Source organism: Nostoc sp., from assembly GCF_036918015.1.
GTDB lineage: Bacteria > Cyanobacteriota > Cyanobacteriia > Cyanobacteriales > Nostocaceae > Nostoc.
Window position 1 is genome coordinate 15756 of sequence record NZ_JBALEO010000056.1, and the last position, 24620, is coordinate 40375.

General features: G+C 39.3%; 31 protein-coding genes and 1 pseudogene. 24 read left to right on the forward strand and 8 right to left on the reverse strand.

Annotated elements, in window-relative coordinates:
* Positions 1–24: 24 nt before the first annotated feature.
* The 11 genes and pseudogenes from nifE (at position 25) to V7K61_RS12710 (ending at position 7869) form a co-directional block, all read left to right on the forward strand.
* On the forward strand, positions 25–1407 hold the full coding sequence (gene nifE, locus V7K61_RS12660; RefSeq protein ID WP_335053641.1) for a nitrogenase iron-molybdenum cofactor biosynthesis protein NifE: 1383 nt from the start codon (positions 25–27) through the stop codon (positions 1405–1407).
* Positions 1407–2738: a nitrogenase iron-molybdenum cofactor biosynthesis protein NifN gene (nifN, locus tag V7K61_RS12665; protein ID WP_335053642.1), complete on the forward strand. Its 1332-nt coding sequence runs from the start codon at positions 1407–1409 to the stop codon at positions 2736–2738. Before nifE ends, nifN begins: the two co-directional genes overlap by 1 nt.
* A 209-nt stretch (positions 2739–2947) precedes the next feature.
* Positions 2948–3361: a nitrogen fixation protein NifX gene (gene nifX / locus V7K61_RS12670; RefSeq protein WP_069069804.1), complete on the forward strand. Its 414-nt coding sequence runs from the start codon at positions 2948–2950 to the stop codon at positions 3359–3361.
* A complete protein-coding gene (locus V7K61_RS12675; RefSeq protein ID WP_335053643.1) occupies positions 3358–3834 on the forward strand; it encodes a NifX-associated nitrogen fixation protein in 477 nt (158 codons plus the stop codon). Before nifX ends, V7K61_RS12675 begins: the two co-directional genes overlap by 4 nt.
* 246 nt (positions 3835–4080) lie before the next feature.
* Positions 4081–4296, forward strand: coding sequence for a CCE_0567 family metalloprotein (locus V7K61_RS12680; protein ID WP_094327488.1), 216 nt, complete (start codon positions 4081–4083; stop codon positions 4294–4296).
* The gene (gene nifW, locus V7K61_RS12685; protein ID WP_251959881.1) at positions 4293–4610 is read left to right on the forward strand and encodes a nitrogenase-stabilizing/protective protein NifW; all 318 of its coding nucleotides are present in this window, start codon (positions 4293–4295) and stop codon (positions 4608–4610) included. Before V7K61_RS12680 ends, nifW begins: the two co-directional genes overlap by 4 nt.
* Before the next feature lie 10 nt (positions 4611–4620).
* The gene (locus tag V7K61_RS12690; RefSeq protein ID WP_099099962.1) at positions 4621–5427 is read left to right on the forward strand and encodes a HesA/MoeB/ThiF family protein; all 807 of its coding nucleotides are present in this window, start codon (positions 4621–4623) and stop codon (positions 5425–5427) included.
* Between the two features lie 100 nt (positions 5428–5527).
* On the forward strand, positions 5528–5899 hold the full coding sequence (locus V7K61_RS12695) for a HesB/IscA family protein (RefSeq protein WP_335053644.1): 372 nt from the start codon (positions 5528–5530) through the stop codon (positions 5897–5899).
* Positions 5900–6114: 215 nt separating this feature from the next.
* Entirely contained in the window at positions 6115–6414 is a 300-nt protein-coding gene (locus V7K61_RS12700) for a 2Fe-2S iron-sulfur cluster-binding protein (protein WP_069069799.1), read from the forward strand.
* Positions 6415–6518: 104 nt separating this feature from the next.
* Positions 6519–6779, forward strand: coding sequence for a FeoA family protein (locus V7K61_RS12705; protein ID WP_335053645.1), 261 nt, complete (start codon positions 6519–6521; stop codon positions 6777–6779).
* A 99-nt stretch (positions 6780–6878) separates the two neighbouring features.
* Positions 6879–7869, forward strand: a pseudogene (locus V7K61_RS12710) (IS4 family transposase).
* A gap of 317 nt (positions 7870–8186) precedes the next feature.
* Here the strand turns inward: V7K61_RS12710 and V7K61_RS12715 are convergent.
* Positions 8187–8396, reverse strand: a complete 210-nt coding sequence (locus V7K61_RS12715; protein WP_094327429.1) for a TOBE domain-containing protein — start codon at positions 8394–8396, stop codon at positions 8187–8189.
* Positions 8397–8715: 319 nt separating this feature from the next.
* Between V7K61_RS12715 and V7K61_RS12720 the strand changes: the two genes are divergently transcribed.
* The 5 genes from V7K61_RS12720 to V7K61_RS12740 all read left to right on the forward strand — a co-directional run bounded on the left by V7K61_RS12720 (position 8716) and on the right by V7K61_RS12740 (position 13230).
* The gene (locus tag V7K61_RS12720) at positions 8716–9597 is read left to right on the forward strand and encodes an AAA family ATPase (RefSeq protein ID WP_335053646.1); all 882 of its coding nucleotides are present in this window, start codon (positions 8716–8718) and stop codon (positions 9595–9597) included.
* A 35-nt stretch (positions 9598–9632) separates the two neighbouring features.
* Positions 9633–10772 (forward strand): homocitrate synthase, encoded by a 1140-nt coding sequence (locus tag V7K61_RS12725; RefSeq protein ID WP_335053647.1) that lies wholly within the window; start codon positions 9633–9635, stop codon positions 10770–10772.
* Between the two features lie 327 nt (positions 10773–11099).
* The gene (locus tag V7K61_RS12730) at positions 11100–11588 is read left to right on the forward strand and encodes an ankyrin repeat domain-containing protein (protein ID WP_335053648.1); all 489 of its coding nucleotides are present in this window, start codon (positions 11100–11102) and stop codon (positions 11586–11588) included.
* Positions 11551–12837: a SagB/ThcOx family dehydrogenase gene (locus tag V7K61_RS12735; protein ID WP_335053649.1), complete on the forward strand. Its 1287-nt coding sequence runs from the start codon at positions 11551–11553 to the stop codon at positions 12835–12837. Before V7K61_RS12730 ends, V7K61_RS12735 begins: the two co-directional genes overlap by 38 nt.
* Positions 12838–12855: 18 nt before the next feature.
* Positions 12856–13230 carry a hypothetical protein gene (locus tag V7K61_RS12740; RefSeq protein ID WP_334843452.1) on the forward strand — a complete coding sequence of 125 codons (375 nt, stop codon included), beginning with the start codon at positions 12856–12858 and terminating at the stop codon, positions 13228–13230.
* 19 nt (positions 13231–13249) lie between these two features.
* Here V7K61_RS12740 and V7K61_RS12745 read toward each other — a convergent pair whose 3' ends face one another.
* From V7K61_RS12745 to V7K61_RS12755, 3 genes are read right to left on the reverse strand one after another with little or no spacing between them, the layout of a single operon-like run.
* Positions 13250–13720, reverse strand: a complete 471-nt coding sequence (locus V7K61_RS12745) for a hydrogenase maturation protease (protein WP_335053650.1) — start codon at positions 13718–13720, stop codon at positions 13250–13252.
* A gap of 49 nt (positions 13721–13769) precedes the next feature.
* Positions 13770–14129: a DUF5615 family PIN-like protein gene (locus tag V7K61_RS12750; RefSeq protein WP_335053651.1), complete on the reverse strand. Its 360-nt coding sequence runs from the start codon at positions 14127–14129 to the stop codon at positions 13770–13772.
* A gap of 2 nt (positions 14130–14131) precedes the next feature.
* Positions 14132–14356 carry a DUF433 domain-containing protein gene (locus V7K61_RS12755; RefSeq protein ID WP_335053652.1) on the reverse strand — a complete coding sequence of 75 codons (225 nt, stop codon included), beginning with the start codon at positions 14354–14356 and terminating at the stop codon, positions 14132–14134.
* Positions 14357–14434: 78 nt separating this feature from the next.
* On the opposite strand from V7K61_RS12755, the gene V7K61_RS12760 reads away from it, so the two are divergent.
* Positions 14435–14710 carry a DUF2281 domain-containing protein gene (locus V7K61_RS12760; protein ID WP_335053653.1) on the forward strand — a complete coding sequence of 92 codons (276 nt, stop codon included), beginning with the start codon at positions 14435–14437 and terminating at the stop codon, positions 14708–14710.
* Positions 14707–15120 carry a type II toxin-antitoxin system VapC family toxin gene (locus tag V7K61_RS12765; RefSeq protein WP_335053654.1) on the forward strand — a complete coding sequence of 138 codons (414 nt, stop codon included), beginning with the start codon at positions 14707–14709 and terminating at the stop codon, positions 15118–15120. The genes V7K61_RS12760 and V7K61_RS12765 overlap by 4 nt, the downstream gene beginning before the upstream one ends.
* A 69-nt stretch (positions 15121–15189) precedes the next feature.
* Here V7K61_RS12765 and V7K61_RS12770 read toward each other — a convergent pair whose 3' ends face one another.
* Positions 15190–15612, reverse strand: coding sequence for a hypothetical protein (locus tag V7K61_RS12770; RefSeq protein ID WP_334696642.1), 423 nt, complete (start codon positions 15610–15612; stop codon positions 15190–15192).
* A gap of 233 nt (positions 15613–15845) precedes the next feature.
* On the opposite strand from V7K61_RS12770, the gene V7K61_RS12775 reads away from it, so the two are divergent.
* Both V7K61_RS12775 and V7K61_RS12780 read left to right on the forward strand, forming a co-directional pair.
* Positions 15846–16028, forward strand: a complete 183-nt coding sequence (locus V7K61_RS12775; RefSeq protein ID WP_335053655.1) for a type II toxin-antitoxin system HicB family antitoxin — start codon at positions 15846–15848, stop codon at positions 16026–16028.
* A 92-nt stretch (positions 16029–16120) separates the two neighbouring features.
* On the forward strand, positions 16121–17026 hold the full coding sequence (locus tag V7K61_RS12780; RefSeq protein WP_335053656.1) for a hypothetical protein: 906 nt from the start codon (positions 16121–16123) through the stop codon (positions 17024–17026).
* A 154-nt stretch (positions 17027–17180) separates the two neighbouring features.
* Here V7K61_RS12780 and V7K61_RS12785 read toward each other — a convergent pair whose 3' ends face one another.
* From V7K61_RS12785 to V7K61_RS12795, 3 genes are all read right to left on the reverse strand, one after another.
* Positions 17181–18776, reverse strand: a complete 1596-nt coding sequence (locus V7K61_RS12785) for a nickel-dependent hydrogenase large subunit (RefSeq protein ID WP_335053657.1) — start codon at positions 18774–18776, stop codon at positions 17181–17183.
* 94 nt (positions 18777–18870) lie between these two features.
* The gene (locus V7K61_RS12790; RefSeq protein WP_335053658.1) at positions 18871–19833 is read right to left on the reverse strand and encodes a hydrogenase small subunit; all 963 of its coding nucleotides are present in this window, start codon (positions 19831–19833) and stop codon (positions 18871–18873) included.
* An 890-nt stretch (positions 19834–20723) separates the two neighbouring features.
* Positions 20724–21527, reverse strand: a complete 804-nt coding sequence (locus V7K61_RS12795; RefSeq protein WP_335053659.1) for an Rpn family recombination-promoting nuclease/putative transposase — start codon at positions 21525–21527, stop codon at positions 20724–20726.
* A gap of 428 nt (positions 21528–21955) precedes the next feature.
* Between V7K61_RS12795 and V7K61_RS12800 the strand changes: the two genes are divergently transcribed.
* The 4 genes from V7K61_RS12800 (at position 21956) to V7K61_RS12815 (ending at position 24506) form a co-directional block, all read left to right on the forward strand.
* Positions 21956–22924 (forward strand): hypothetical protein, encoded by a 969-nt coding sequence (locus V7K61_RS12800; protein ID WP_335053660.1) that lies wholly within the window; start codon positions 21956–21958, stop codon positions 22922–22924.
* Positions 22925–22977: 53 nt separating this feature from the next.
* Positions 22978–23244, forward strand: a complete 267-nt coding sequence (locus V7K61_RS12805) for a hypothetical protein (protein WP_335053691.1) — start codon at positions 22978–22980, stop codon at positions 23242–23244.
* Positions 23245–23252: 8 nt separating this feature from the next.
* On the forward strand, positions 23253–23477 hold the full coding sequence (locus V7K61_RS12810; protein WP_335053661.1) for a hypothetical protein: 225 nt from the start codon (positions 23253–23255) through the stop codon (positions 23475–23477).
* 183 nt (positions 23478–23660) lie between these two features.
* Positions 23661–24506 carry a NifU family protein gene (locus V7K61_RS12815; RefSeq protein WP_335053662.1) on the forward strand — a complete coding sequence of 282 codons (846 nt, stop codon included), beginning with the start codon at positions 23661–23663 and terminating at the stop codon, positions 24504–24506.
* The last annotated feature ends 114 nt before the right edge of the window (positions 24507–24620 follow it).

Here is a 24620-nt window from a genome sequence, read left to right on the forward strand (position 1 = left end):
ACAATTAACATTAAGAGAAGAGAGATGAAAAGCACCCAAGGCAAAATCAACGAGCTGCTGACTGAGACAGGATGCGAGCATAATCAGCACAAACAAGCGGAAAAGAAAAATAAATCGTGCGCTCAACAGGCACAACCTGGCGCGGCTCAAGGGGGCTGTGCCTTTGATGGTGCAATGATTGCTCTAGTGCCGATCGCAGATGCAGCGCATCTAGTCCACGGGCCGATCGCCTGTGCTGGTAATTCCTGGGGCAGTCGTGGTAGTCTGTCGTCTGGCCCTCTACTCTACAAAATGGGCTTTACCACTGACTTGGGTGAAAATGATGTCATCTTCGGTGGCGAAAAGAAACTCTACAAAGCGATTCTGGAACTCAAAGAGCGCTACCAACCAGCAGCAGTATTTGTCTATGCCACTTGTGTTACAGCCCTAATTGGCGATGATATGGATGCTGTCTGCAAAGCGGCGGCTGAGAAAATTGGTATTCCTGTTGTTCCCGTCATTGCCCCAGGATTCATTGGCAGTAAAAATCTCGGCAACCGTTTTGGCGGTGAAGCTTTATTAGAATATGTTGTCGGAACAGCAGAACCGGAACATACAACGCCTTATGATATTAACTTAATCGGTGAATACAACATCGCCGGTGAAATGTGGGGAGTAACACCACTGCTCGAAAAATTAGGCATCCGTATTTTGTCTAAAATTACGGGCGATGCTCGCTACGATGAAATTCGCTACGCCCACCGCGCCAAACTCAACGTCATGATCTGCTCACGAGCGTTGCTGAATATGGCGAGAAAGATGGAGGAGCGTTACAACATCCCCTACATTGAAGAGTCTTTCTACGGCATCGATGATATGAATCGCTGTCTGCGAAACATCGCCGCTAAATTAGGCGACGCTGATTTACAGGAGCGGACAGAAAAGCTAATTGCAGAAGAAACGGCTGCTTTAGATTTGGCATTGGCTCCTTATCGCGCTCGACTCAAAGGTAAGCGGGTTGTTTTGTATACTGGTGGTGTTAAGAGTTGGTCGATTATTTCGGCTGCTAGAGACTTAGGTATTGAAGTTGTTGCTACCAGTACTCGAAAAAGTACTGAAGAAGATAAAGCCAAAATCAAGAAGTTGATTGGCAACGATGGCATCATGCTGGAGAAAGGCAACGCTCAAGAATTGCTACAACTGGTTAAAGACACTCGCGCAGATATGCTGATTGCTGGTGGACGTAACCAATACACAGCTTTGAAAGCTAGAATTCCTTTCCTTGATATCAACCAAGAACGTCACCATCCTTATGCAGGTTATGTGGGAATGATTGAGATGGCGCGGGAACTGTACGAAGCTCTCTATAGCCCAATTTGGGAACAAATACGCAAACCCGCTCCTTGGGAAGAAGAGGAAGAAGTTTAATGGCGATCGTTACCGTTACTAACAAAGCACTGACTGTTAATCCCCTCAAGCAAAGTCAAGCTTTGGGCGCAACCTTAGCCTTTCTGGGATTGAAAGGGACGATGCCCTTATTCCACGGTTCTCAAGGTTGTACTGCTTTCGCTAAAGTTGTCCTGGTGCGGCATTTCCGGGAAGCGATTCCTTTAGCTACCACAGCGATGACGGAAGTCACCACCATTTTGGGTGGTGAAGAGAATGTGGAGCAAGCAATTCTGACTCTGGTGGAAAAAGCTAACCCGGAAATTATTGGTTTATGTAGTACTGGGTTGACTGAAACTAGAGGCGATGACATCGAGGGTTTTCTGAAGGAAATCCGCGATCGCCATCCCGAATTGAATGATTTAGCGATCGTTTTTGCACCTACCCCAGATTTTAAAGGTGCGTTGCAAGATGGTTTTGCTGTCGCCGTGGAAAGCATCGTTAAGGAAATTCCTCGCGCAGGTGGACTTAGAACTGAACAAGTCACAATTTTGGCGGGTTCTGCTTTCACACCTGGGGATGTACAGGAAATTAAAGAGATAGTCACATCCTTTGGACTAGTGCCGATCTTTGTACCTGACCTTGGCGCTTCTCTAGATGGACATTTAGAGGATAGTTATAGTGCGGTTACAGTCAGTGGAACTACCTTAAAACAGCTACGAGAAGTAGGTAGTTCTGCCTTTACCCTGGCATTAGGTGAAAGTATGCGAGGGGCTGCCAAGATTCTGGAAGAACGCTTTGGCACACCTTATGAGGTGTTTGGCGAACTAACAGGATTAGAACCAGTAGATGAATTTATCCAAGCATTGGCGATTCTGAGCGGTAACAGCGTACCCGAAAAATACCGCCGCCAACGTCGTCAGTTGCAAGATGCGATGCTGGACACCCACTTTTACTTCGGTGCAAAACGAGTTTCCTTAGCGCTGGAACCAGATTTGCTGTGGTCAACAGTGCATTTTCTGCAATCGATGGGAGCGCAAATTCATGCGGCGGTGACAACCACGCGATCGCACCTCTTAGAAAAACTCCCAGTTAAAAGCATCACCATCGGCGACTTAGAAGACTTTGAGAGTCTAGCAGGCGGTTCTGATTTGCTGATTGGTAACTCGAATGTGGGTGCGATCGCAAAACGCCTCTCGATTCCTCTTTATCGTCTAGGATTGCCCATTTATGACCGCTTAGGTAATGGTCAATTTACCAAAGTTGGTTATCGAGGCACGATGGAAATTGTGTTTGGCATCGGCAACCTGTTTTTAGAAGCAGAAGAAGCCAGAGTTAAACAGTTCCAAGAGTTAGGAATTGTGAGCGCATAGTTTTGAATTTTTCTTCAAGAATTCAGAAGTCAGAATCCAGAATTCAGAATGCTTTTCAGAAAGTGGAAAACCTGCCACTGATTGTTTCACTTTGGCATTTCCATAGGGAAAAACACTAAATATGCAGATTTAGTTCTTACTCCTGAATTCTGACTCCTGAATTCCTTCTTCCCAATTCAAAATTCAAAACTTTAGAGAGGAGAATTACAATGAAAATAGCCTTCACGACGAGTGACCGAGTTCATATTAATGCTCATTTCGGATGGGCAAAAATGATTGATGTTTACGAAATTACCGATGAGGGATATCACTTCGTAGAAACCCTCACCTTTGAAGGTGAACTCAAGGAAGATGGAAATGAAGACAAAATCACCCCAAAACTTGAGTCAATAGGCGACTGTACGATTATTTACGTAACAGCAATTGGTGGTAGCGCCGCCGCTCGGTTAATCAAGAAAGGTGTCACCCCAGTGAAGGCGCGATCGGAAGAAGAAGAAATTAGTGAAGTGCTAAATAAGCTAGTAAAAACCCTCAAAGGTAATCCTCCACCTTGGTTGCGTAAAGCTTTGCAGCCAAAAACCACAAACTTTGCTGATGAAATTGAAGACGAAGCAACAGTATGACCGCAAATAATAGTGTTAACGGAACCGCTACAACTGAAGTCTTGAACTCACCTTTTCTTAAGATATTAATCAAACAAATCCGTGGTCAAGACAGCTATGGAGTTTATCGTACTTGGTCGGATGAGTTGATTCTCAAACCCTTTATTGTTACCAAACAAAAAAAACGGGAAATTTCCGTTGAGGGCGAAGTTGATGCAGTAACTCAAGCCCGGATTATGGCATTTTTTCGGGCTGTAGCTGCTGGGATTGAACAAGAAACAGGTTTGATATCCCAGGTTGTAGTTGATTTGAGTCATGAAGGATTTGGCTGGGCGCTAGTTTTTTCTGGTCGTCTTTTGCTAGCTGTAAAAACCTTGCGAGATGCTCATCGCTTTGGCTTTGACTCCCTAGAGAAACTGGCAGAAGAGGGAGAAAACTACGTCAAAAAAGGTCTTGATTTGGCGAAGCGCTTTCCTGAAGTTGGCAAACTTTAAGAGTGCTGAGTGCTGAGTGCTGAGTGCTGAGTGCTGAGTGCTGAGTGCTGAGTGCTGAGTGAAGAGTGAAGAGTGAAGAGTAAATAGTGAATAGTTATAAATTAAAAATTATATAATTAATTTATAACTTTCAACTCCTAACTCCTAACTTCTAACTTTTAACTCATAACTCATAACTCATAACTCATAACTCATAACTCATAACTCAGCACTCAGCACTCAGCACTGAAAAAGGAGTGGCTGATTGTGCAAGCAGAAGAAACGAGCATTGAGGAAATACAAGGAAAAATCAGACGGCTTAACAGCAAAGCAGGTCAAATGAAAATGGATCTGCATGATTTAGCTGAAGGTCTGCCAACAGATTACACACAACTTATGGATGTTGCCGCTGCAACTTATGAAATCTATCGCCAGTTAGATGAACTTAAGCAACATCTGAAACAATTGGAGAATGCTAAATGACTGGAACTATTGATGAATTCAAGAAGCTCGTAGATGCAGAAGAATTTTTTCAATTCTTTAATATGTCCTACGACTTAGAAGTTGTGAATGTGCATCGTCTACATATTCTGAAAAAGTTTTCTCAACACATACAGGAAATTGATGATAATTCTCCTGACTTGAGTCAAGAAGAGAAATTAAATCAATATTCTTTGGCTTTGCAAAAAGCTTATCAGTTATTTACCGAATCGACAGCTTATGAACAAAAGCTGTTCAAAGTGTTTAACGACAAGCCAAAAAATGTAGTCACACTGACAGAAATCACTTCTGATTAGGAGGTATAAATTGGTTAACCTGACGCCTACCGAATTAGAACGCTATCGTCGCCAAATGATGCTTCCGAATTTTGGCGAAACAGCACAGAAACGCCTGAAGTCAGCGACAGTTTTGGTTACAGGTGTGGGGGGATTAGGCGGTACGGCGGCGCTTTATTTAGCAGTAGCAGGCGTTGGGCGGCTAATCTTAGTCCGGGGTGGTGATTTGCGGCAAGATGATATGAATCGTCAGGTTCTCATGACTGATGATTGGGTAGGTAAGCCAAGGGTATTCAAAGCGAAAGAAACTCTGGATGCGATTAATCCTGATGTCCAAGTGGAAGCTGTTCATGATTACATCACCCCGGAAAATGTAGATTCGTTAGTGCAATCTGCTGATATGGCTCTTGATTGCGCCCACAATTTTACAGAGCGCAATTTGTTAAATGAAGCCTGTGTGCGATCGCGCAAGCCAATGGTGGAAGCCGCAATGAATGGGATGGAGGCTTACCTGACGACGATTATTCCTGGTGTGACTCCTTGCTTGTCTTGTCTGTTTCCAGAAAAGCCTGATTGGGATCAGCGCGGCTTTTCAGTTATAGGCGCTGTCTCTGGGACACTAGCTTGTCTAACAGCTTTGGAAGCGATCAAGCTGATCACCGGGTTTAGTCAGCCTCTATTGTCGCAATTGCTGACAATCGACCTAAATCGGATGGAATTTGCTAAACGCCGTTCTCACCGCGATCGCTCTTGTCCAGTATGCGGCAATAGTGCGCCTTGGAGACACGCACAATCCAATTCGATGGAACCCACAGGTATTACACAGAATAGTCATTAGTCATTAGTCATTGGTCATTAGCAAAAGACAAATGACAAAGGACAAATGACAATCCCCACCTGAAATCAGAACAACTAATCGCTACAAATCAGGAGACTTCATGGCCGTTATCTTATCAGAAAAAGCAGAATTTCATCTGCGGGCATTCCTCAAAGGTTCCGCAGCCGACGCTAATGGCGCAACTAAAGGTGTCCGCATCTCGGTAAGAGATGGTGGTTGCAGTGGCTATGAATATGCGATCGATATCACCAGCAAGCCCCAACCAGATGATTTGGTAAGTCAGCAAGGCAAAGTGCTGGTTTACGTTGATGCCAAAAGTGCGCCTTTATTAGACGGAGTTATCGTTGACTTCGTTGAGGGAGTGATGGAAAGCGGTTTCAAATTCATCAACCCCAATGCAACTGATACCTGCGGTTGTGGAAAGTCCTTCAAAACAGACGACGGTACGCCTACTGGTGTACCTTGCAGCTAACATCATTCCGTTAGCGCCAAGTCAATTTTAGAAGCACTCCGCAGAATTTCAATGCTCTTAAGGTAGCTTCTAATTCGCATTGCATCCCTTACCCCTATAAAGAAGCTAACTAAACTTAGCATCTCTGTAAGAAGAAGAGAAGCAAAAAGTAGGATAGGTTGCTCAAATACTTCAGAAATTACACCAATTGTATAACGTTTGAGGAGAATCGGAAAATGGCTTCCTACCAAGTTAGATTAATCAACAAAAAAGAAGACATCGACACCACAATTGAAGTTGACGAAGAGACCACCATCTTAGAAGCAGCAGAAGAAAATGGTATTGAGTTGCCCTTTTCATGTCATGCAGGTTCCTGCTCTAGCTGTGTTGGTAAAGTTGTCGAAGGTGAAGTTAATCAAGACGATCAAAACTTTTTAGATGACGATCAGGTTTCTAAAGGATACGCTTTACTTTGTGTAACTTACCCTCGTTCTAATTGCACAATTAAGACACATCAAGAAGCATATCTGGTCTAAGTTACTACTTTGGTTGCTGCCTTTAGTAACCAAATAAAACATGAAGGATGAAGGATGAAAATATACTTCCTTCTTCCTTTCACAATTCATAATTTATAATTAAAATGTTTACCAGCTTTAGTGTTACTGGCTGTTCATTAGAGTTATTGAGAACAGGAGAGCGAGGAATCGTAATTTTCTGTAAAATTCAGAATAAAACAATCTTGAAAAAACTTATATCAATGGGAATAGTAACAGGAACTCATATCAGTTTAAAGCAAGATTTTTCCTCCTTTATGCTCAATATTGATAACAGAAATTTTGTACTAGATTTAGAAAGTGTCCGAGTGATTTATGTTCGCGTTATTGATAATTCCATTAATTAGCATTTATGTCAAAAGTGTTGAATGTTAAGAAAAAGCCGATAAAAATGGCCCAAAATATGTTAAATTTTGGGCGGAAGATTAAAGTATATCTATTTGATAGTGATTATAAATTCATTTCCCAAGATTGTCAAAGGTATCTTGAGAGGACTGCCAAAAAACGATTATCCGGTATTGAACAGTCGTCTGTTCTTTGAGTGCTGGTTATCTTATGCTATGGATAACAGTTTAACAAGTATGCGAGATTTGTTTAAGAGATTAAACAACACAGGATTTGAGGTAGATATTTCTACTTTCTCTAAAGCAAACTTACATCGAAGCCAAAAACCTTTTCAAGAAATTTACCAAAAATTAAATGAGTTAGTACAGAAGAAAGTCCAAAAAAAGTTACATGATAAATATGCAATTTGTCCAATAGATTCAACAATTATTACTCTCACCAGTAAGTTGTTATGGATACTAGGACACCCAGAGCGTAAAACTTTTTAGTTCTCTAAATCTAGCTACTGGAAGTCCATCAGATAACTTCATTAATTTTGGGCATGACCATGATTATAAATTTGGTTCTAAAATGATGTCTAGTTTACCAATAAATGCTGTTGGAGTCATGGATAGAGGATTTGCTGGACTAAAATTTATTCAAGAATTAGTACAAGAAAACAAATATTTTGTCTTGCGGATAAAAAATAATTGTAAACTAGAATTTGAAGAATCAACTGGGTTAGTTAAAGTTGGTGTATCTGATAATGCTCAAGCTTATAGAGTGATTAATTTTTGTGATTTAGAAACCAAAACCGAGTTTCGCTTAGTGACTAATTTACCTGAGTCAGGAGATGCAGCAGTTACTGATGATGAAATTAGGGACATTTATCGGTTACGTTGGGGAGTCGAACTATTGTGGAAGTTTTTAAAAATGCATTTAAAACTTGACAAGTTAATTACTAAGAACGTCAATGGTATCACCATACAAATTTATGTTAGTTTAATAGCTTATCTAATTTTACAAATATTATCTATCCCACAACAATGGGGACATACACTATTAGATAAATTCCGCTATTTACAATCTTGTATGTGTCAGAAAATCAGTTAGGTTCATTGGTTTGAGGAGATGATGTCATGTTGACTATTTTAGACTTTTTAGAGTTAGTGTAACTAGTTGTGTAAAGTTTTGTATCAGGATTCAACATTTCTGCATTTATGTATAGCCTTGCTTAATAATTTATGATAAATAAAATACCCAACTTTTTAAATAAGTCGGGGATCTATGATTTTCAGTTCTTAAAAATCTAATATGATTGCTGTAATTACATTAAACTAAGCTATTGCACTCTTTTGGTCACTAATATTATATAAATGCAATTTGATATGAAAAATAGAGTGGCTTGCAAAAGAAGCCAACTCTATTTTTTAATCAACAGCAACTATCACATCTGATGATTTAATCACGGCATAAGCCTGCTTACCTTCTGCAAGTCCTAGCTTTTCTGCTGATGATTTTGTGATTATTGACACTAGCTCTACTCCTGGCGCTAGTTCTAAAGTTATCTCAGTATTAACTGAACCATGTACAACTTTTTTGACAGTACCCTTAAGAGAATTACGAGCGCTAATTTCCATGTTTTTAATTCACTAACTTGAACTCTTTATACCTTAGCTAAGTTAGCAAGTTTTGATTTTAAAACTAGCTATATTTAAGATATCTTAATAATTTTGAAATAATTCTCATTTACTTAACAGTGGTATTTCTGCTTTACGAGCATTACAAAAATTGGCAGAGCGGTCATTTACTGAAAAAAGCAAGATAAAAAATTTAAAAAAACTAACTATTGATGGATATTATCATCCATTTAACACAGCTATTTTAATTATGTATAAATACTGAGGTAAAAAAATATTTGTGTATTTATAATAACTAGACTAAAAAGAGGTTTATATTGTGCAGCATCAAGTTAATACAACAAGGCCAAATCTATTTTTTGAACATTTAAGTCCAGTTGTAGGTGTAGGATTTCCTGTTCCTAAAGACTGGTTGCCAATAACAAGTTTTCCCTTACTTATTCTAGTAGGTATGACTGGCGTGGGAAAAAGCACAATCACAAAAGCTTTGGCTGAAGAAGGCTTGGATTTTACACTTTTACCTAATCGTCGTGTTTTAACCGAACGTGTGATAATTGCACCAATGTTAAAAATGCAAGAGAAACTCGTGCAACCACATTGCCGGATTAAACGCCTAACTTATACTCGCCTTTATCGAGAATACTTTCCTGGTGGAATGGGTCACATTTTAGCTTCTCTACACATCAATCCACAAGAAGTCAACTCTATGTTAGTTTTCGATAGTTTGCGTGGTGAAAATGAGGTTCGCTATGCAGCTACAGCTTTAAAAAATGCTAAATTTGTAATGTTGACCGCACCAAATACGGTGCGTTTAGAAAGGCTCCTAAAACGTCATGATTCTTTTGATCGAATTGCTCATCAAGAATTAGACGATCCTATGCAAATTCTCCCAGAAGTACTGAGCAACTTTGCTAGTTTGGGCGTACCAGAGGCTTCTGCTTATTTTACTCCTAAAGAAGAACAACAAATCTTAGAACTTGTAAGCAAACAAGTTGTTACAGGTGTAGAATTACAAGAAAAACTAAAAATATTTGTGGAAGAGAGTCAGAATTATGATTCGGTTCCGACAAAACAGATTTTAGAAGCGATGGATACAAGCGATCGCTCTCTTATAATTGATACTATAACCAGTCCCCAAGAATCAGCCAAAGTAATTATTTCTCGATTATGCAAATCTGTTAATATAAAAACTAATAAGTGAATATCCTTAGTAAGAATTAGTATAGGGATTGCTCAATGTCGCTATCTGAATTTGCAATTGTAGAAAGTACTCTCCGTGAAGGTGAACAATTCGTCAAAGCCAATTTCTCTTCAGATGATAAAGTCGAAATCGCTGAAGCCCTTGCTGCATTTGGAGTGGAATATATAGAGTTAACGTCACCAATTGCTTCACCTCAATCTAGACAAGACTGTGAACGATTGTCTCGCTTAGGCTTGCCATCCAAAATATTAACTCACATTCGCTGTCATTTAGAAGATGCTAAAGTTGCTTTAGCCACAGGCGTAGCTGGGATTAATTTAACTATCGGTAGTTCTTCTTTGATGCGTCAGTTCAGTCATGGTAAAAATATTAATCAAATTATTGATTTAGCATCTGAAGTTTTAACTTTTATTCATCAACAAGCCCCCGATATTGAGTTACGGTTTTCGGCTGAGGATTCGTCACGTACTTCTACAGAAGATTTAACCACAATTTACTCGGAAATTGAAAAGTTAGGAGTTGTCAAACGCATAGGAATTGCCGATACAGTAGGAATTATTACGCCAATGCAAGTATTTGAATTAGTGAAGACTTTACGTCAATTCACCAATTTAGATATTGAGTTTCACGGTCATAATGATACAGAATGTGCAAATGCTAACAGTTATACAGCACTGGAAGCGGGAGCAACTCATATTGACACTTGTGTTTTGGGAATTGGTGAGCGCAATGGTATTACTTCACTAGCTGCATTCATTGCGAGATTATATGCTACAAATCCAGAGCAGATTAAGTCTAAATATCGCTTGGAAGAACTTGGTTACTTGCATGAATTAGTTGCGAGAAAAGTTGGAATTTCTATTCCTTTTAATCATTGTGTTTTTGGGGAAAGTGCTTTTAGTCATAAAGCTGGTATTCATACTAAAGCTATGCTCAATAACTCGGAGACTTATGAAGCTATTAATCCCCGGAGTTTTGGTGTAACGCGTTCAATTTTAATTAATCATAAATTGGCTGGAAAACAGGCGGTTAATCACCGAGCTAATGAATTAGGACTTTCCTTTAATTTATCCCAGCTTAAAGATATTACCCATAGATTGAAAGCTTTAGCCGATAAACAAAGTCTTAGCATCGAAGATGTAGACAATATTTTATATTCTTATCATTGCCAGTAAATTTTAAAATATATGCACTTACTGTCCAAGTGCAGATCCCCGACTTCTTTAAGAAGTCGGGGATCTAAATCTACCTATATCTGCTCTTAATCTATCTTATGTAAGAAAACTGTAAAAATTACTGCTTTACCATCATTTTTCAGGCTTTTTTAAGAAGAATGTTTGCTGTTCTTTATAAATGATTCATAATTTAAACTTATAAAGTTGATAGCATATATGTAAGTTAAAAGAATTTAAATAACATTTTTGCAAAAATGGTGAGCAATCCTCACCATTCTATTTGCCAAGCAAATTTATATTAGTAAAAAAGTTAACTGAGGAGTACTTATGAATCGAACCAAAAGTCAAAATTTGAGTGAAGCTACAATCCAATGGCTAATAGCAAAAGGCTATAATTCTAGCGATTTAAATCAGCCAGGTGAAAATGGCGATACAGCTTTAATGAAAGCGACAAGAGAAGGAGTTTATGCAGTCGTTCAAGAACTAATTGATGCAGGTGCGGATATCAATGCTCGAAATAGCGATCGCAACAATGCTTTGTGGTTTGCTTGTTTTGGTAATCACTACGATTTAATTAATTTACTGTTGTCTGTCAACATTAACATTGACAATCAAAATGATAATGGTGCAACTGTTTTAATGTATGCAGCTTCAGCCGGAAAAACAGAAGTAGTCAAGTTACTTTTAGAACATCAGCCTAATTTATATTTAAAAAACTTAGACGATTATAAAGCAATAGATTTTGCTAGCAACGTAGAAGTCTTAAGGATACTTAAAAATGCCATCAAGTCAGATATCGGGCAAAGCTTATCATGACGCTAGCAAGCATTCTTACTTATCGGTACAACTCGATCCAAATTATGTAGATGCTTCAACACAGCCATCTCCATTTAAAGTTTATCCCAAGTTTTATCGGAGAGTGAAATTAAATCTCAATAATCCTGTTCATTCTTTTATCTCCTTAACTAGTGCGATAACACTGGAAAAAGTATATAAAGATGGCCCTTATAAATTGCGGGTGAATCCATCAGCAGGCGCTCTGTATCCTACGGAAGTTTACGTACAGGTTCGCGGGATTGAGGGAATGGTAAATGGTATATACCATCTAGAAGTTGAGAATAATTGTCTAACTCTCATCTATGAATTAATTGATGATGGGTTAGAGAATTATATTATACCGGGTAAATGTATCAACGGATTCATCTTTTTAATTAGTTGTGTTTATTATAGGTCTAGCTGGAAATATCAAAATAGAAGCATAAGATATTGCTTCTTAGATAGCGGACACCATTTAGGTGCGATCGCAGCTTCAGCTTTTCTCCACAACCGAGATATACAACTAATCTTTGACTTTGATAAACTTGCTCTCAATTCAGATTTGGGTTTTGAGAATAAGGAGTTTATTACTGCTTGTGCGGTGTCAGGAGAAATACAAGACAAGAAAATCAGAAGCTTAAGGCTGAAAGTTCCTTTTGTCTCTGGTACTGATTATTTTGAATCCAATCAATTTATTGAAGATGCCTATCAAGCAACAACTCTACAAAAGAGTCGTCAGCATAAATTAGAGTATCCTCAATTTCACTTCGACAAGGATAAATTTTCTCAAACTGTTTGGAATAGACGTTCTATTAGACGTTTCCGGAAAGAGTCTATTTCTCAAGAAGATTATTTATATGTAGTACAACAACTTCAGCAGTCAATACCGACAGAAAACTATGAGGAAATAGAAATTTACTCAGTGGTGCATCGAGTAGAAGGAATGACACCTGGGTTATATAAAGGTACGTATCTGGTTAAAGCGGGTAACTTTAGTGAAAAGACAGGTTACTTATGTATTAATCAGGCTATTGCTAGAGATAGCGCTGTAACTTTATTTTTTGTGTCAGATTATTTAAACTATCAAACTGCTATGCAAATGGCTGGTTTTCTTGGACAGAGGCTTTATTTAACTAGTAATTATTTGGGGATTCAGTGTAGTGGGATTGGTGCTTATTATGATGATGAAACCCAAGAATTATTAGAAACGAATAAAGATGTACTTTATGGAATGGTGATTGGAATATAAGCAGGAAACTAAAGAGAGATGGCTAGAAAGATGTATTACTTCAATGGTGATGACTCACATCCTATGCAACCGACATCGGCAGATATTATACTGCGGCAACAACTAGAGGATTCTATTAGCAGATACTTTTATGAAGCGTGCGATCGCACCATTCAAAATCTTCTGTCTGATTGTCGGTGGTATGTCACAACCCACGCCAATGCTCTGACATTGGTAATTGAATGTCCCGATCAAGTTATTAATTGGCGTGTTTTACAAAAAATTGTGCCAATGGGGACATTGCTATATGGAATTGTTAACAGTGCTAAAATCCGTGTTTGTCCGCCAGAAAGTCAAGGCATACCTTTTGAAATGAGGGTAGATGAACTTTCTGTTTATCGGGATTGGGCGTGATTCGATTTTGGATTTTGTATTAGTTAATATTCTGTTTGATAAGTGCAGCTACCTCTTCAAAAACCAAATCAGCAGAATGTTTGACAACAGGACTTAACTCTAGTCCCAAACCAAGATTTGCCGCTTCAATTAAATAAACTGTCACATCTTCGGGAAAATCATTTTGAAAGATTTTCCGTCCGGCGGCTAAAGCATTATCCCAACGAAAATCGTGCAAGTTATAACTAGGTTCTGGCAAAGCTTCCAGTTCTTTTCCTGGAACTTTAAACACAGCACCCGGTTCAGAACCAGTTGAACTTGCATCAATAATTACTAATTGTTTACTACCTCTAGCTTGAAACATTACTTCCATCCCTGCGGTGCCACAGTCATAAACTTGCACATGAGGGTGAGGGTTTTCAGCTAGATATTTTTGTAAGCGTTGGGCAATGATTACGCCTACTGCGTCGTCATTGCGATTTAGATTACCGCAACCAATAATAGTTAGCATGGGATGAGGTTTAATTGTTTAAGGTAACTTGTTAGACCACTTTTAACTTTTACAAAGATACTTTTCTAAACCTATGTCCATCTGGTTCTACAACTACAAATGCGCCTACCAATTCGACTTCTGAGTAAATTTCTATAACTCGTACCAATTCGTTATGAACGTTATTAACAGTTGTAGGTAAGATTCGGAGATAGATGACTCCAGATCCAATTGCTCTAACAAAAACAAGATTTCCATAGTCTCTATCTCGCGTGATGAGAATACGGTTTTGTTCCTGTGCTATTCTAAGTATTTCTTCATCACTTGCTTGCGAAAGACCAATCTGAGCAACAAGAACGACATCATATCCGGCATCAACTAGAAATCTTGCTGTCACAGCATACACATCTTGATCTAGTAATAATCTCATACTCAAATAGATACTAGGCGTATGTCTTCAGCTGCCACCAGAGCGATCGCATATCCTAAGCAAGCACGAATATCTTCAGTTTGTAGGTCTGGATAGTAGTCTCGGATAATTTCTTCAAATGAAAGTCCGTCATTGAGCAGTTCAAGAATGCTTTGTACTGTGATGCGTGTTCCTGCGATGCAAGGTTTACCGAAATGAATGTGAGAGTTAACTACAATTCTGTCCATACCACTGAAAACCTGTAATATGTTTCCTTAATTCTAAGATAAAATTTTGACAAGTACTTGTTTACCTATGTCAAGCAGATGAATAGTTTATCTACAGATAGGCACAAATTGATTGAGGCAGTTAATGCTCTACCGGATGAAACATTAATTGAACTCGCAAGCTTTCTTGAATATCTTCAATATAAATCAACAAAAGAAAAAGAAGTAGACAACAATAAATCTTCTTTTCTAATGTCTATTGCAGGATTAGGAGCTTCTATGGAAACTGATGTCTCAGAACAAGATGAAGATATATTAAAAAATGAGATTGATTCTGTGCGTGGTTGGGGTCTTAAAGCAGATGATCCTACATGACAGCAATCTTGGATACAAGTTTCTTATTTGCACTTACTAACAAGAGCGATCGCAATCACTCTCGTGTTTTTACTGTCGCAAAGACGTTGAGTGAACCATTAATTTTACCAACCTCTGTTCTTCCCGAAGTTTGTTATCTAATTTCGTCTAGACTGGGACATCAAATAATGCGTCATTTTTTGGTTGAACTTGCTGCTAGCGATATTCGACTGGAATCAATTCACTTTGAAGATTTAGAGCGAGTTAATGAAATTCTGGAACAATATGCTGATAGTCAGCTTGATTTTACAGATGCAACGATTATTGCACTTGCAGAGAGAGAGAACATCAATCGCATCTTGACGCTTGACCGTCGTGACTTTGGTTTTGTTCGTCCGAGACACTGTGATTATTTCGAGTTATTGCCATAATCTGCAAAATACGAGGCTCTGACTGATGGGACAGACAAAGCCTCTGAAAAATAATTTATCAGCAGGAAACTATAAAGCTACACCATGTTTTTTGGCAACTTCAGTCAGTTTCTCATACTGATGTTGTGATGCTTGAGTTAATATCTCTTCAGCCTGCTCTTTAGTACTTCCCTCTTTAGGAATTAAGTACTTGACATAAAGAGATACAAAATCAGCAGCGATCGCTAAACCAGATAAAGCGTGTTTGTCAGCTTCTTTGCCAGCGATCGCAGCTACCAAACCTGCTTTAATTGGGTCTGGTTTAACTTTCATGAACTGCTCGACAAGTTTAGGAACGTAGTCCTCTGGTGGCAAATTATCTAACTTACTTCTATCAGGAGTAAAGTTACATTCTGCGGCTTGAGCTTGCTCTAAAACACACCATTCTATGTATTCTTGCAATGCTGCATCGGGAACGCGAGGGAGATAATTATGTAGCGCTAAATCAGACACAAGCTTACCGTGTAAATTGCTGTTTTGTGGGAGTTGTATTAACGCAAGCCTAACGCACTGTTTCTATAAGTTTTAGTGTGTTACGCTACGAGTTTTGAATATAAGGCATTGGGAATAAGACATTAGGAATAGGTTATTTATCCCTCATTTCACCCAAATTTATCTTTTGGGCAATCGCTCAGGTGGATGACTAATCCAGTAAGCTGTAAGTGAGCGTTGTCGATGATTGTGATATGAAAACTTTTACTGCGATCGTTGAAAGAGATCCTGACACTAAGTTCTATGTTGGCTATGTCCCTGGCTTTCCTGGAGCGCATTCTCAAGGCGAAACCTTGGATGAATTGCAGGAAAATTTACGTGAAGTTATTGAGATGCTTCTAGAGGATGAGGATCTGGGTTTACACTTAGGTGAATGACCGATCCAGTAAGCTGTAAATCTCTCTAGCCACAGGCTCTATGCGTCTACGCTCAATTATCAATTACTAGGCTTTGGAAGCCAATCACTAATATGAAATTGGAAGACCTCAGAAAAGATAATATCGGTCAGATTTATGCTTGGTTCCCTAAAAAGGGAAATGATGAATCTTCTATGCTTCTAATTACCTATCCTTACTATTCAATTAAAGCTTTCTACTTTTCATGTCAGAATCTTGAGCAACTGGAGCAATCAAAAGACATAATCAATCAGGGAAATGTTTCCATAAGTGCAGTTGGTTTTTGGTTTCTTGCTATTGAAGCGTTTATAAACACATTGCTAAAAATTGCTTGTTTTCTTAAAGATAAGGATTTCAAAAATTTTAGAGGAAAACACCTAAACGCTCGCCTCACAGCAGTTTTTGAACTACTAGAGATTGAAAAGAAAATTTTTTATAGCTCAGGAATATTCCCAAAATTGCAAGAATTTGAAACTTTCAGAAATGAGGTTTTTCATGATAGGTTCTTTAATTCAGAAGTTCAATTTGACAAGACAAGTTTTTCTTCTATACCTTATCTAGCTAATCAGATAGACGTTGTTCAAGCCTCAATTATTGCATTAGAGATTTTCGAGGCATTCCGATTTGTATATCCTGAGCGGGATCTAATGCCAAATATATTTATCCAAAAAAATAACTCATTTGGATTCATTAAGTATGATATTCTTTACAAAGAAGTCATGTTACCACTTTTTTCTCAAGCTCTGAGTAAACATAGTCTTAAGACGAATTTAGTCACCAAACCTTTAGAGATAAGGCTTTCAGAGAGTTCAATATTGGAAAAAGGAGATGTTAAAATAATTCTACGACACTCTCATAAAGAAGATATTGTTCACTTAGCCAATAATACTGAAACAAATATAAGAGCTAGTTTGTTCAATGAAGCCCGTGATTTAATCACAATGAATGAGGAGGAGGAATTTCAAATTCCTGGGTATTAGCAAGTAGAGTAAATAAGTGTAATTGAAACACTATTCTGCTTATCGATTTGCTCAACAGTATGTATAGTCGCAGCCTAATAGGAAAGGTAACATCAGTAAATCTAATAATAATGAGCTAATGATTAACTAAAAAATCATTAGCCATTACCATCCTTTAAGCAGTCCGAAAACGCGCTAGTTCTTCACCAGTTTTGGCATCATGGGCGTGGACTGTACACACCAAACATGAATCAAACGATCGCGCCACATGACCAACTTCCACCGGATCGCTAGAATCGTAAATGGGTGTGCCAATTAAAGCTTCTTCAATGGGGCCACGGATTCCTTCACCATCACGAGGGCCGATATTCCAAGTACCTGGGGCAATCACTTGGTAATTCTTAATCTTACCGCCCTCTACTTCTACCCAGTGAGACAAAGAACCCCGCGCTGCTTCCGTTGCACCCCAACCCTTGCCATCTTTTTCTTTGGGTTTGATATACCAAGGGTCGTTTAATTTGAACTCGCGCAAACAGTGTTCAGCTTGGCGATATAACTTGACAATTTCGTGAACTCGTGCTAGCTGACGCACATGAATACTAGCGCCACCCATCTCCTTGAATACATCAAGGATGAAGGGGTCGTAATGTTGCCAAGATTCGCCATGTTTACCACCAGCTACTAATTGCCGCGCTAAGGGGCCGGTTTCCAAACGTCCGAAATCTTTGTGCAGGACTGCACTCGACCAAGAGTAGGCGTTATCGAAGTCTTTAGTATTGATTGCAGTGGGTTTAGTGGTGCGATCGCTAGGGTGAATATTTTCTGTCCCTTCATCGTACCAAGAGTGAGTTGTATTCTCGCGGGTAAATGACTGATCCATTAAAACGTGAGTGTCTGCGAAGCTGTCGTACACTCCACTTTTCATGATCATCGCCGCATTTCGTCCTTCAATAGTCGGCTTTTGGTATTTATCTTCATGGGCTAAATATCCCCAAGTGACATATTTACCAACACCAGCGCCATATCTATCTAGACCGATATCTAAACCCATCCGCCAATAAAAACCTAAGTCGGAATCTCGATGATTGCGGTCTTCATCTAACCATTCCCTAAAGTCATCATAAGTTTGGATTTGTTCGTAGCGTTCTAAAGAACAACCCAACCACACTGGTTCTAACCAATTGGTACGGAAATATTCGAGAAGTGCCCAAGCGCGGGTAATATCTGTAAGAGTGGGGGCACACATCACGCCACCAGGAACCATGTAGCTAGAATGAGGCCATTGTCCGCCTAAAAGCGCATAAATTTCTACAGGTTTAGCAGAAATTGTGATGCCTAATTCATAAGATTTGCCTGTGAAAGCAGCAAAGCGTCTTACGGCTTCGTCATAAAAGCGACTATGGCGGTATTTTTTATTGGTTAAGTCAATGGCAAACAAACCATAAAAATAGCGGGGGATACTTTGAATGGTTTCGACAATTTGACCGAGATTTCTGGCCAAAATTGCATTGCGGGGAATTTCTGTTTCCCAAGCTGTATCTAATGCCCAAGAAGCACAAGTTAGGTGAGAACCGCCGCAAATTCCGCAAATGCGAGGCGTAACGATTAATCCGGCTTGGGGGTCTTTACCGCGTAGAATAACTTCAAATCCGCGAAAAAGTTCTGCGTGTGTCCAGGCGTTGACTACCCGCCCATTCTCAATATCGACTCGGACATCTAAATCGCCTTCAACTCTACCGACAGGCGAAATGTCTAATGATTGAATTCCCATTTGTTATTTGTCCTTTGTCATTGGTTATTTGTCATTGGTCATTGGTCATTGGTCATTGGTTTTTCACAAATGACAAAGGACTAATGACTAATGACTAAACTGTAAAAAAGTCTTCTTCTGCCCAAGCTGGCGCTGCATCTTTTGCAACCATTGTGAGTAAGGCGTAGTCTTTTTTGTTGAATCCTGGCGGTAATTCCTTGGGAACTCCCATTACTGTTTGGGTTTTAAATACGGTTCCGGGTTTGAGATCAAAGAAGGGAAATTCTGGTTCTGTGCAACCTAAACAAGGCATTCCGGCGCGAGTTTTGGATGAGACGCGGTTCCATAAGATGCGGTTGCAGGAGGAATGGGTCATGGGGCCGCGACAACCCAAGTCATAAAATAGGCAGCCTTTGCGCTGACCAAATTCGGCAGTTGAGGCTTTGTAGGCAAAGTGGACGTTACGGGTACAACCTGTTTGGGTGTAGGTGTTGAAGAAAGTTTGGGGACGATTTAGTTCATCGAAAGCAATGTCTGCTATGCGTCCAGTAGCGATCGCCACTAATATCTGCGTAATCCAGTCGGGATGGGCGGGACATCCAGGTATATTGATTACAGGTAATCCGGCTTGTGAGAGAAAATCTTTCCCTAAAAAGCCGCCTTCTTGACGTTTGAGAAATTGCAAACCTTCTGATTCGCTGGGGTTAGGTGACATGGCGGGAATTCCTCCCCAGGTGGCACAGTCTCCCACTGCGACGATAAATTTAGCAACTTTGGCGAGGTCTGCTAACCAATCTTTCATGGCGCGATCGGCAAACCGATTCCATTCGCCAGTGCCATTGGGGGCGTTAACAACACTGCCTTCAAATACCAAGATATCTAGGGGAATTGTCCCAGAAATGCAATTTCGTAGCAGTGTTTGCAAATCGTTGCCTAGTTCCAGCCCCAAGGAAGGATGCCAAAGTATATTGATACCAAAATCAGCGATCAAATCGCAGACTGTCGGTTCTTCGGCGTTGAGAAATGACATGGTGTTGCCTGAACAAGCACCACCCTGTAGCCATAGTACGTTAGTCATCGGCTAGGTATTTTTGTATTGTTTCCCATGCATGATGTAGGTGATAATGCTTGTAAAGTCTCACCTGCTTATCAATATTTGTTTTTTAATACTAAGATATTTTTTTCTTTAATTCTCTTTCATTAAAAAAGAATTAATCATTAACAATAGCTGAGATTTAATTAAGATTATTTTAAAGGGGTATGTCTGTTATATATGTAACATCAAAAATAAAAATAAAATTATCTTTTGATTTTAACTCCTCGCATTCAATAAAATAAACATGCTTAGTTTATTGCGGTTAAAGCTCTGAAATTATTAATAACAATTATTGCCAAGTATCAATCTGTGCGAAAGGATGAATATTTTCAGCCAATACAGTTCAGATAAGCCAAAAACCCTCATGTAGAGACGCGATAAATCGCGTCTTCAAATACCAATTATCTACACCAATAACTCTTAACCCAAGCGTATTGTATTTTAAGTAGTCAGATTTTAATGCAATAACCAAGTCAAATTCAGCAAAATATTGGGGTGCAAAGTCTTGCACCCCGTCAGCTATATATCAGTTTTTTAAGATTTTGGTTGTGCAGCTTGCCTAACAACTTGTTCGTCCAAGCCTAAGCCTTGAGCTATCTGCTCAATACTCAACCCAAACGCTAATAACTGGGGTATTATTTCTAACTTAACTTCTAACTTACCTTCTTGTTTACCTTCTTCAAAAAGTTCTTGTCTACCTTTTTTTTACCTTCTTGTCTACCTTCTTCAAAAACATCTTGGAAAAATCTAGTTTGCCTCAAGTCATTTAATTCAAACATTTTTACTATCTCCTCCTGGCTAAATCGCGGCAACTTTTAGATTAATATCGTCTCTATTAAACGCACTGTTAAGCCTTCGCGCACCCTATTGTTTTAAGATTTTGGTTGTGCAGCTTGCCTAACAACTTGTTCGTCCAAGCCTAAGCCTTGAGCTATCTCCTCAATACTTAAACCCAACGCTAATAACCGGGGTATCGTTTCTAACTTACCTTCTTGTTTCCCTTCTTGTTTCCCTTCTTGTTTCCCTTCTGCAAAAACATCTTGGTAAAATCTAGTTTGCTTTAACTCATTTGATCCAAACATTTTTCCGATCTCCTCTTGGCTCAATTGCGGCAACTTGTAGATTAATATCGTCTCTATCAATTGTATAATTTCCCTAATAGTAGCGACATCTAGAATTTGCTCTCTAGCACTGTTGACTATTTCGATCGCTCTTGTTGTCGCGGTTGATTCGGGTTCGATGATGAGTTTAACTGTATCTATGCCGATTGATGATGTCTCAATTGAGCTTAATTCGTCAAGATAGACGCGAGTCACTCGTTGTGAGTTGAGTAATTCTGTATATCTTTCGGTATCTCCAGTATCAACGCTACGGTTGGGGTAGATGACAACACCGCGCCAATTGTTGGTTAATTCGGTTTTATCGAGATAGTTAAAGATTTCGGTAAATAAACGTGAGTAGAACTTTTTGTCTGGTTGAAATTGCACTTCGGCAAAATAAATGGGTAGTTCTGCTGCATTTGGGAGGAAAACGCCATCGATTCTAAAGGCCAGTTGTTTGACTTCTACTGAAGAAAATTGGTAAACACTAGCTAGTTGGGGCGGTTGGTTAATCAGTTCAAAGAACGTAGTAGGGATACTCTGAAAAATCCGATAGAAGATACTGTCTGTTTTCAAGTTAGCTTGTTTTACAGTTGATGAACATATTTTACACTTTGATGATCCCGTGGCGACTATTTTGAGTACAATAAATATTATGTATGTCAACAATTCAATAAAAAATATTTAAATTGTATAACACGATGATACAAAAAGTATTTAAAAAAAATTAGGTGTTTAAAGCTGACATTAATATTAGCAATTTCCCCCTAGAATTTTAGAAATAGGGTGTTTTATAGTAAAAAAATTGATTGGGCATTGGGCATGGGATCAACTCTTTCCCTAGTCCTTAATCCTTAGCCTAGTCTCAGACAAAAAGGGGAATTCCGCCTAAAGGACTCGAAGCCTGCGTAAATCAGTATGGCCCGTGATGAAATGCGATCGCGTGTTTCGATTATTCATGGGTGTTGGACTCAATTCCCAATTGGCTAGAGTACGGCAGAGTTATGACCCCCAGCATTACAGATTCGGCGGTGAAAGCTGCGGTAGCAGCTGTTGCATCGGAGTCAGCTTCAGCAGAAGAAAAAATCCAAATGCTGATTGAGATCGCACAGGGTTTTCAAAAAAAGCCTAAAGCTGCCCAAGACTTGCGGAATGCAGTTGGGTTATATTACCGGGCTTATGAAATGTGTGGTGAGGAGTATCCCCTACTGAAAGCCAGGGCGAAAGTGGGGATGGCAGGGACATTACAAGCAATACCGGATGCTGATTACCAACTGCTGACGCAAGCGAAAGCAGGTTATGAAGAAGCACTGCCAATCTTACAGGAATTAGCTTCACCAGAGGAAGTAGCAGAGACACAGATGAATTTTGGGCTGGTGTTGCAGTCGCTTGTGCCCTTCAATTTGGCGCGGATAACTGACAGCATCCAGGCTTATCATGAGGCTTTGCGGGTGTTCACTTGGGAAGATTACCCCCAAGAATACGCGATTTTGTATAACAATATTGCGATCGCTTACCTTTCTATGCCACTGGCATCAGAACGAGAATACTTGCGTCAAGGGTTAGCTGTGCAATCATTTGAGGTCGCACTTAAGCATATTAATCTGATTGACCATCCCAGAGAATATGCGATGTTGCAAAACAACTTGGGTAACGCTTTGCAATATTTAGTGAGTTCCCATCCTGTGGAAAATAACTTACGTGCGATCGCAGCTTATGATGAAGCGCTAAAAGTGCGTAATTTCCAAGATACACCTCTAGAATACGCTAACACAATTTCAAACAAAGCCAACGCCTTATTCAACTTACCCGATGACTCAGAAAACCCAGAAGCGGGTAATCCTAATAATCTCTCAAAAGCTCGTATTTACTATCAACAAGCTTTAGAAATATTTACCCAAAATCAACAAACTGAACAAGCAGAGATAGTAGCCCAAGCTTTACAAGATATTGAAGTAGAAATCGGGCATTGAGCATTGATTATTCTCCCTCATCCACCCCCTCATCATCAGGAGAACAAAACAGCATGAGAGATATTTTAACAAACCCTTCTGTGAGAGATTTTCTCACAAGTTTAGCAGATGGTGATTTGAACATAATAACAGGATTAGTGTGGATAATTATAGCAACAGCCTTATCTATGCTTGGCGGTGCCATTGGTGGAATGCTGTTAGCTGGAAAAGATATCGGCTATCAGCTTTCAGCAATGGTTGGTGCTTTGTTTGCCCCTGCTGGTGTAATTCCTGCAATTCTATTAGGGTTTGCCATACTTAATTTATTGTCACATTATTAGGAGGAAATATGTTAGAACTTGGGTGGTTTTCTGCTAAGTTATTTTTCAAAGGAAAATTACTACGCGACCCTATATATTTTGTCCAAAAAACTGCCATAGCAGCTGCTATCGGTTCGTCAGTGCTAGTGTTATTTGCACAAGCTGATATTCCCTTCTACCTACCAATAACATTATCTAGCTTAGTGACAGGCTTGATTATGCCATTTCTCCTCAAAGATTTTAAAACGAAGTAATTTGTCATTGGTAATTTAGGAATAACCAATGCCCCTGATGAGTAATGAGTGCTGAGTAATGAGTGTTGAGTGCTGAGTAGGGAATCTCACTTTTCTTACTCAGGACTGGGAATGGGCTAAACGCCCCGCTACCGCTAACGGGACTCTGAACTGTTTTGCCCAATGACTAATGACTAATGACTAATGACAAACCTTGAAGAATTAGTTCGGGAAATTAACCGCTTTGAGGCAATTATATCCGAATGGGATGAAAGCCAAAGGTGTGTAGCAATCGGTCTAAAAACAGCAATTGAAGCTTTGCACAAAGCAGCATTGACTAATTTAATTAAAAGCCTCAAGCAAGAATCAATGTCAGCATTGCGTCATGCTGTTAATGATGAGGTAGTATACGCAGTACTGCTTTATCACGAACTAGTAAAACCACCAAAACCACCATTAGCACAACGAATTCAAACAGCCCTTGAAGAAGTTCGCCCAGGTTTAAAAAGTCATAATGGGGATGTAGAACTAGTAGCAATTAAGCCCCCAGATACAGTAGAAGTCAAATTAATCGGAACTTGCAGCAGTTGTCCGGCTTCTACTTTGACTTTATCTCAGGGAGTAGAACAGGCAATAAAAAACCATTGTCCTGAAATTACTAAAGTTGTTGCAGTCAATAATAGCCCTGCTGTTAAGAACGCGAATTCTAGTTTAATCAGTCCATTCTCTTCAAAAATAACTTGTACTTGGATCAAAGTAGCAACTATTGATGAAGTTCCTGAGTTTAGCGTAATCGCAGTACAACTTGCTGGTACTTCACTAATTTTACATCGTCAAGGCGTTACAGTTAAATGTTACCGTAATGCTTGTACCCATCTAGGATCTCCCTTAGAAAAGGGTAAAGTTGAAAATGCTATTATTACCTGTCCTGCCCACGGATTCCAGTACAAATTAGAGACAGGTAAATGCTTAACCGTACCTGATGTTTCGCTTCAGTCGTATCCAGTCAAGGTTAAAGACGATAAGGTTTTTGTAAAACTACAAAAATGATCGTGCGAAGGTAAGATTTCAGCAAATATACTTGACGATTAGTCAATCACGGCTAATTTGCTTTTTCATTTCAGTAGTTCGCGCATACATTTTAGTGTTTTGTGCAAGCAAAAT

Bases quoted from the DNA above. Each gene is read 5' to 3' on its own strand.
- V7K61_RS12775 (WP_335053655.1), top strand. From the start codon at position 15,846: ATGAAAACTTTTACTGCGATCGTTGAAAGAGATCCTGACACTAAGTTC.
- nifN (WP_335053642.1), top strand. From the start codon at position 1,407: ATGGCGATCGTTACCGTTACTAACAAAGCACTGACTGTTAATCCCCTC.
- V7K61_RS12735 (WP_335053649.1), top strand. From the start codon at position 11,551: ATGCCATCAAGTCAGATATCGGGCAAAGCTTATCATGACGCTAGCAAG.
- V7K61_RS12760 (WP_335053653.1), top strand. From the start codon at position 14,435: ATGAATAGTTTATCTACAGATAGGCACAAATTGATTGAGGCAGTTAAT.
- V7K61_RS12700 (WP_069069799.1), top strand. From the start codon at position 6,115: ATGGCTTCCTACCAAGTTAGATTAATCAACAAAAAAGAAGACATCGAC.
- V7K61_RS12755 (WP_335053652.1), bottom strand. From the start codon at position 14,356: ATGGACAGAATTGTAGTTAACTCTCACATTCATTTCGGTAAACCTTGC.
- V7K61_RS12790 (WP_335053658.1), bottom strand. From the start codon at position 19,833: ATGACTAACGTACTATGGCTACAGGGTGGTGCTTGTTCAGGCAACACC.
- V7K61_RS12730 (WP_335053648.1), top strand. From the start codon at position 11,100: ATGAATCGAACCAAAAGTCAAAATTTGAGTGAAGCTACAATCCAATGG.
- V7K61_RS12705 (WP_335053645.1), top strand. From the start codon at position 6,519: ATGTTTACCAGCTTTAGTGTTACTGGCTGTTCATTAGAGTTATTGAGA.
- V7K61_RS12745 (WP_335053650.1), bottom strand. From the start codon at position 13,720: ATGCTAACTATTATTGGTTGCGGTAATCTAAATCGCAATGACGACGCA.
- V7K61_RS12785 (WP_335053657.1), bottom strand. From the start codon at position 18,776: ATGGGAATTCAATCATTAGACATTTCGCCTGTCGGTAGAGTTGAAGGC.
- V7K61_RS12815 (WP_335053662.1), top strand. From the start codon at position 23,661: ATGACAAACCTTGAAGAATTAGTTCGGGAAATTAACCGCTTTGAGGCA.
- V7K61_RS12805 (WP_335053691.1), top strand. From the start codon at position 22,978: ATGAGAGATATTTTAACAAACCCTTCTGTGAGAGATTTTCTCACAAGT.
- V7K61_RS12675 (WP_335053643.1), top strand. From the start codon at position 3,358: ATGACCGCAAATAATAGTGTTAACGGAACCGCTACAACTGAAGTCTTG.
- V7K61_RS12695 (WP_335053644.1), top strand. From the start codon at position 5,528: ATGGCCGTTATCTTATCAGAAAAAGCAGAATTTCATCTGCGGGCATTC.
- V7K61_RS12725 (WP_335053647.1), top strand. From the start codon at position 9,633: ATGTCGCTATCTGAATTTGCAATTGTAGAAAGTACTCTCCGTGAAGGT.
- V7K61_RS12715 (WP_094327429.1), bottom strand. From the start codon at position 8,396: ATGGAAATTAGCGCTCGTAATTCTCTTAAGGGTACTGTCAAAAAAGTT.
- nifX (WP_069069804.1), top strand. From the start codon at position 2,948: ATGAAAATAGCCTTCACGACGAGTGACCGAGTTCATATTAATGCTCAT.
- nifW (WP_251959881.1), top strand. From the start codon at position 4,293: ATGACTGGAACTATTGATGAATTCAAGAAGCTCGTAGATGCAGAAGAA.
- nifE (WP_335053641.1), top strand. From the start codon at position 25: ATGAAAAGCACCCAAGGCAAAATCAACGAGCTGCTGACTGAGACAGGA.
- V7K61_RS12750 (WP_335053651.1), bottom strand. From the start codon at position 14,129: ATGAGATTATTACTAGATCAAGATGTGTATGCTGTGACAGCAAGATTT.
- V7K61_RS12765 (WP_335053654.1), top strand. From the start codon at position 14,707: ATGACAGCAATCTTGGATACAAGTTTCTTATTTGCACTTACTAACAAG.
- V7K61_RS12810 (WP_335053661.1), top strand. From the start codon at position 23,253: ATGTTAGAACTTGGGTGGTTTTCTGCTAAGTTATTTTTCAAAGGAAAA.
- V7K61_RS12780 (WP_335053656.1), top strand. From the start codon at position 16,121: ATGAAATTGGAAGACCTCAGAAAAGATAATATCGGTCAGATTTATGCT.
- V7K61_RS12740 (WP_334843452.1), top strand. From the start codon at position 12,856: ATGGCTAGAAAGATGTATTACTTCAATGGTGATGACTCACATCCTATG.
- V7K61_RS12800 (WP_335053660.1), top strand. From the start codon at position 21,956: ATGACCCCCAGCATTACAGATTCGGCGGTGAAAGCTGCGGTAGCAGCT.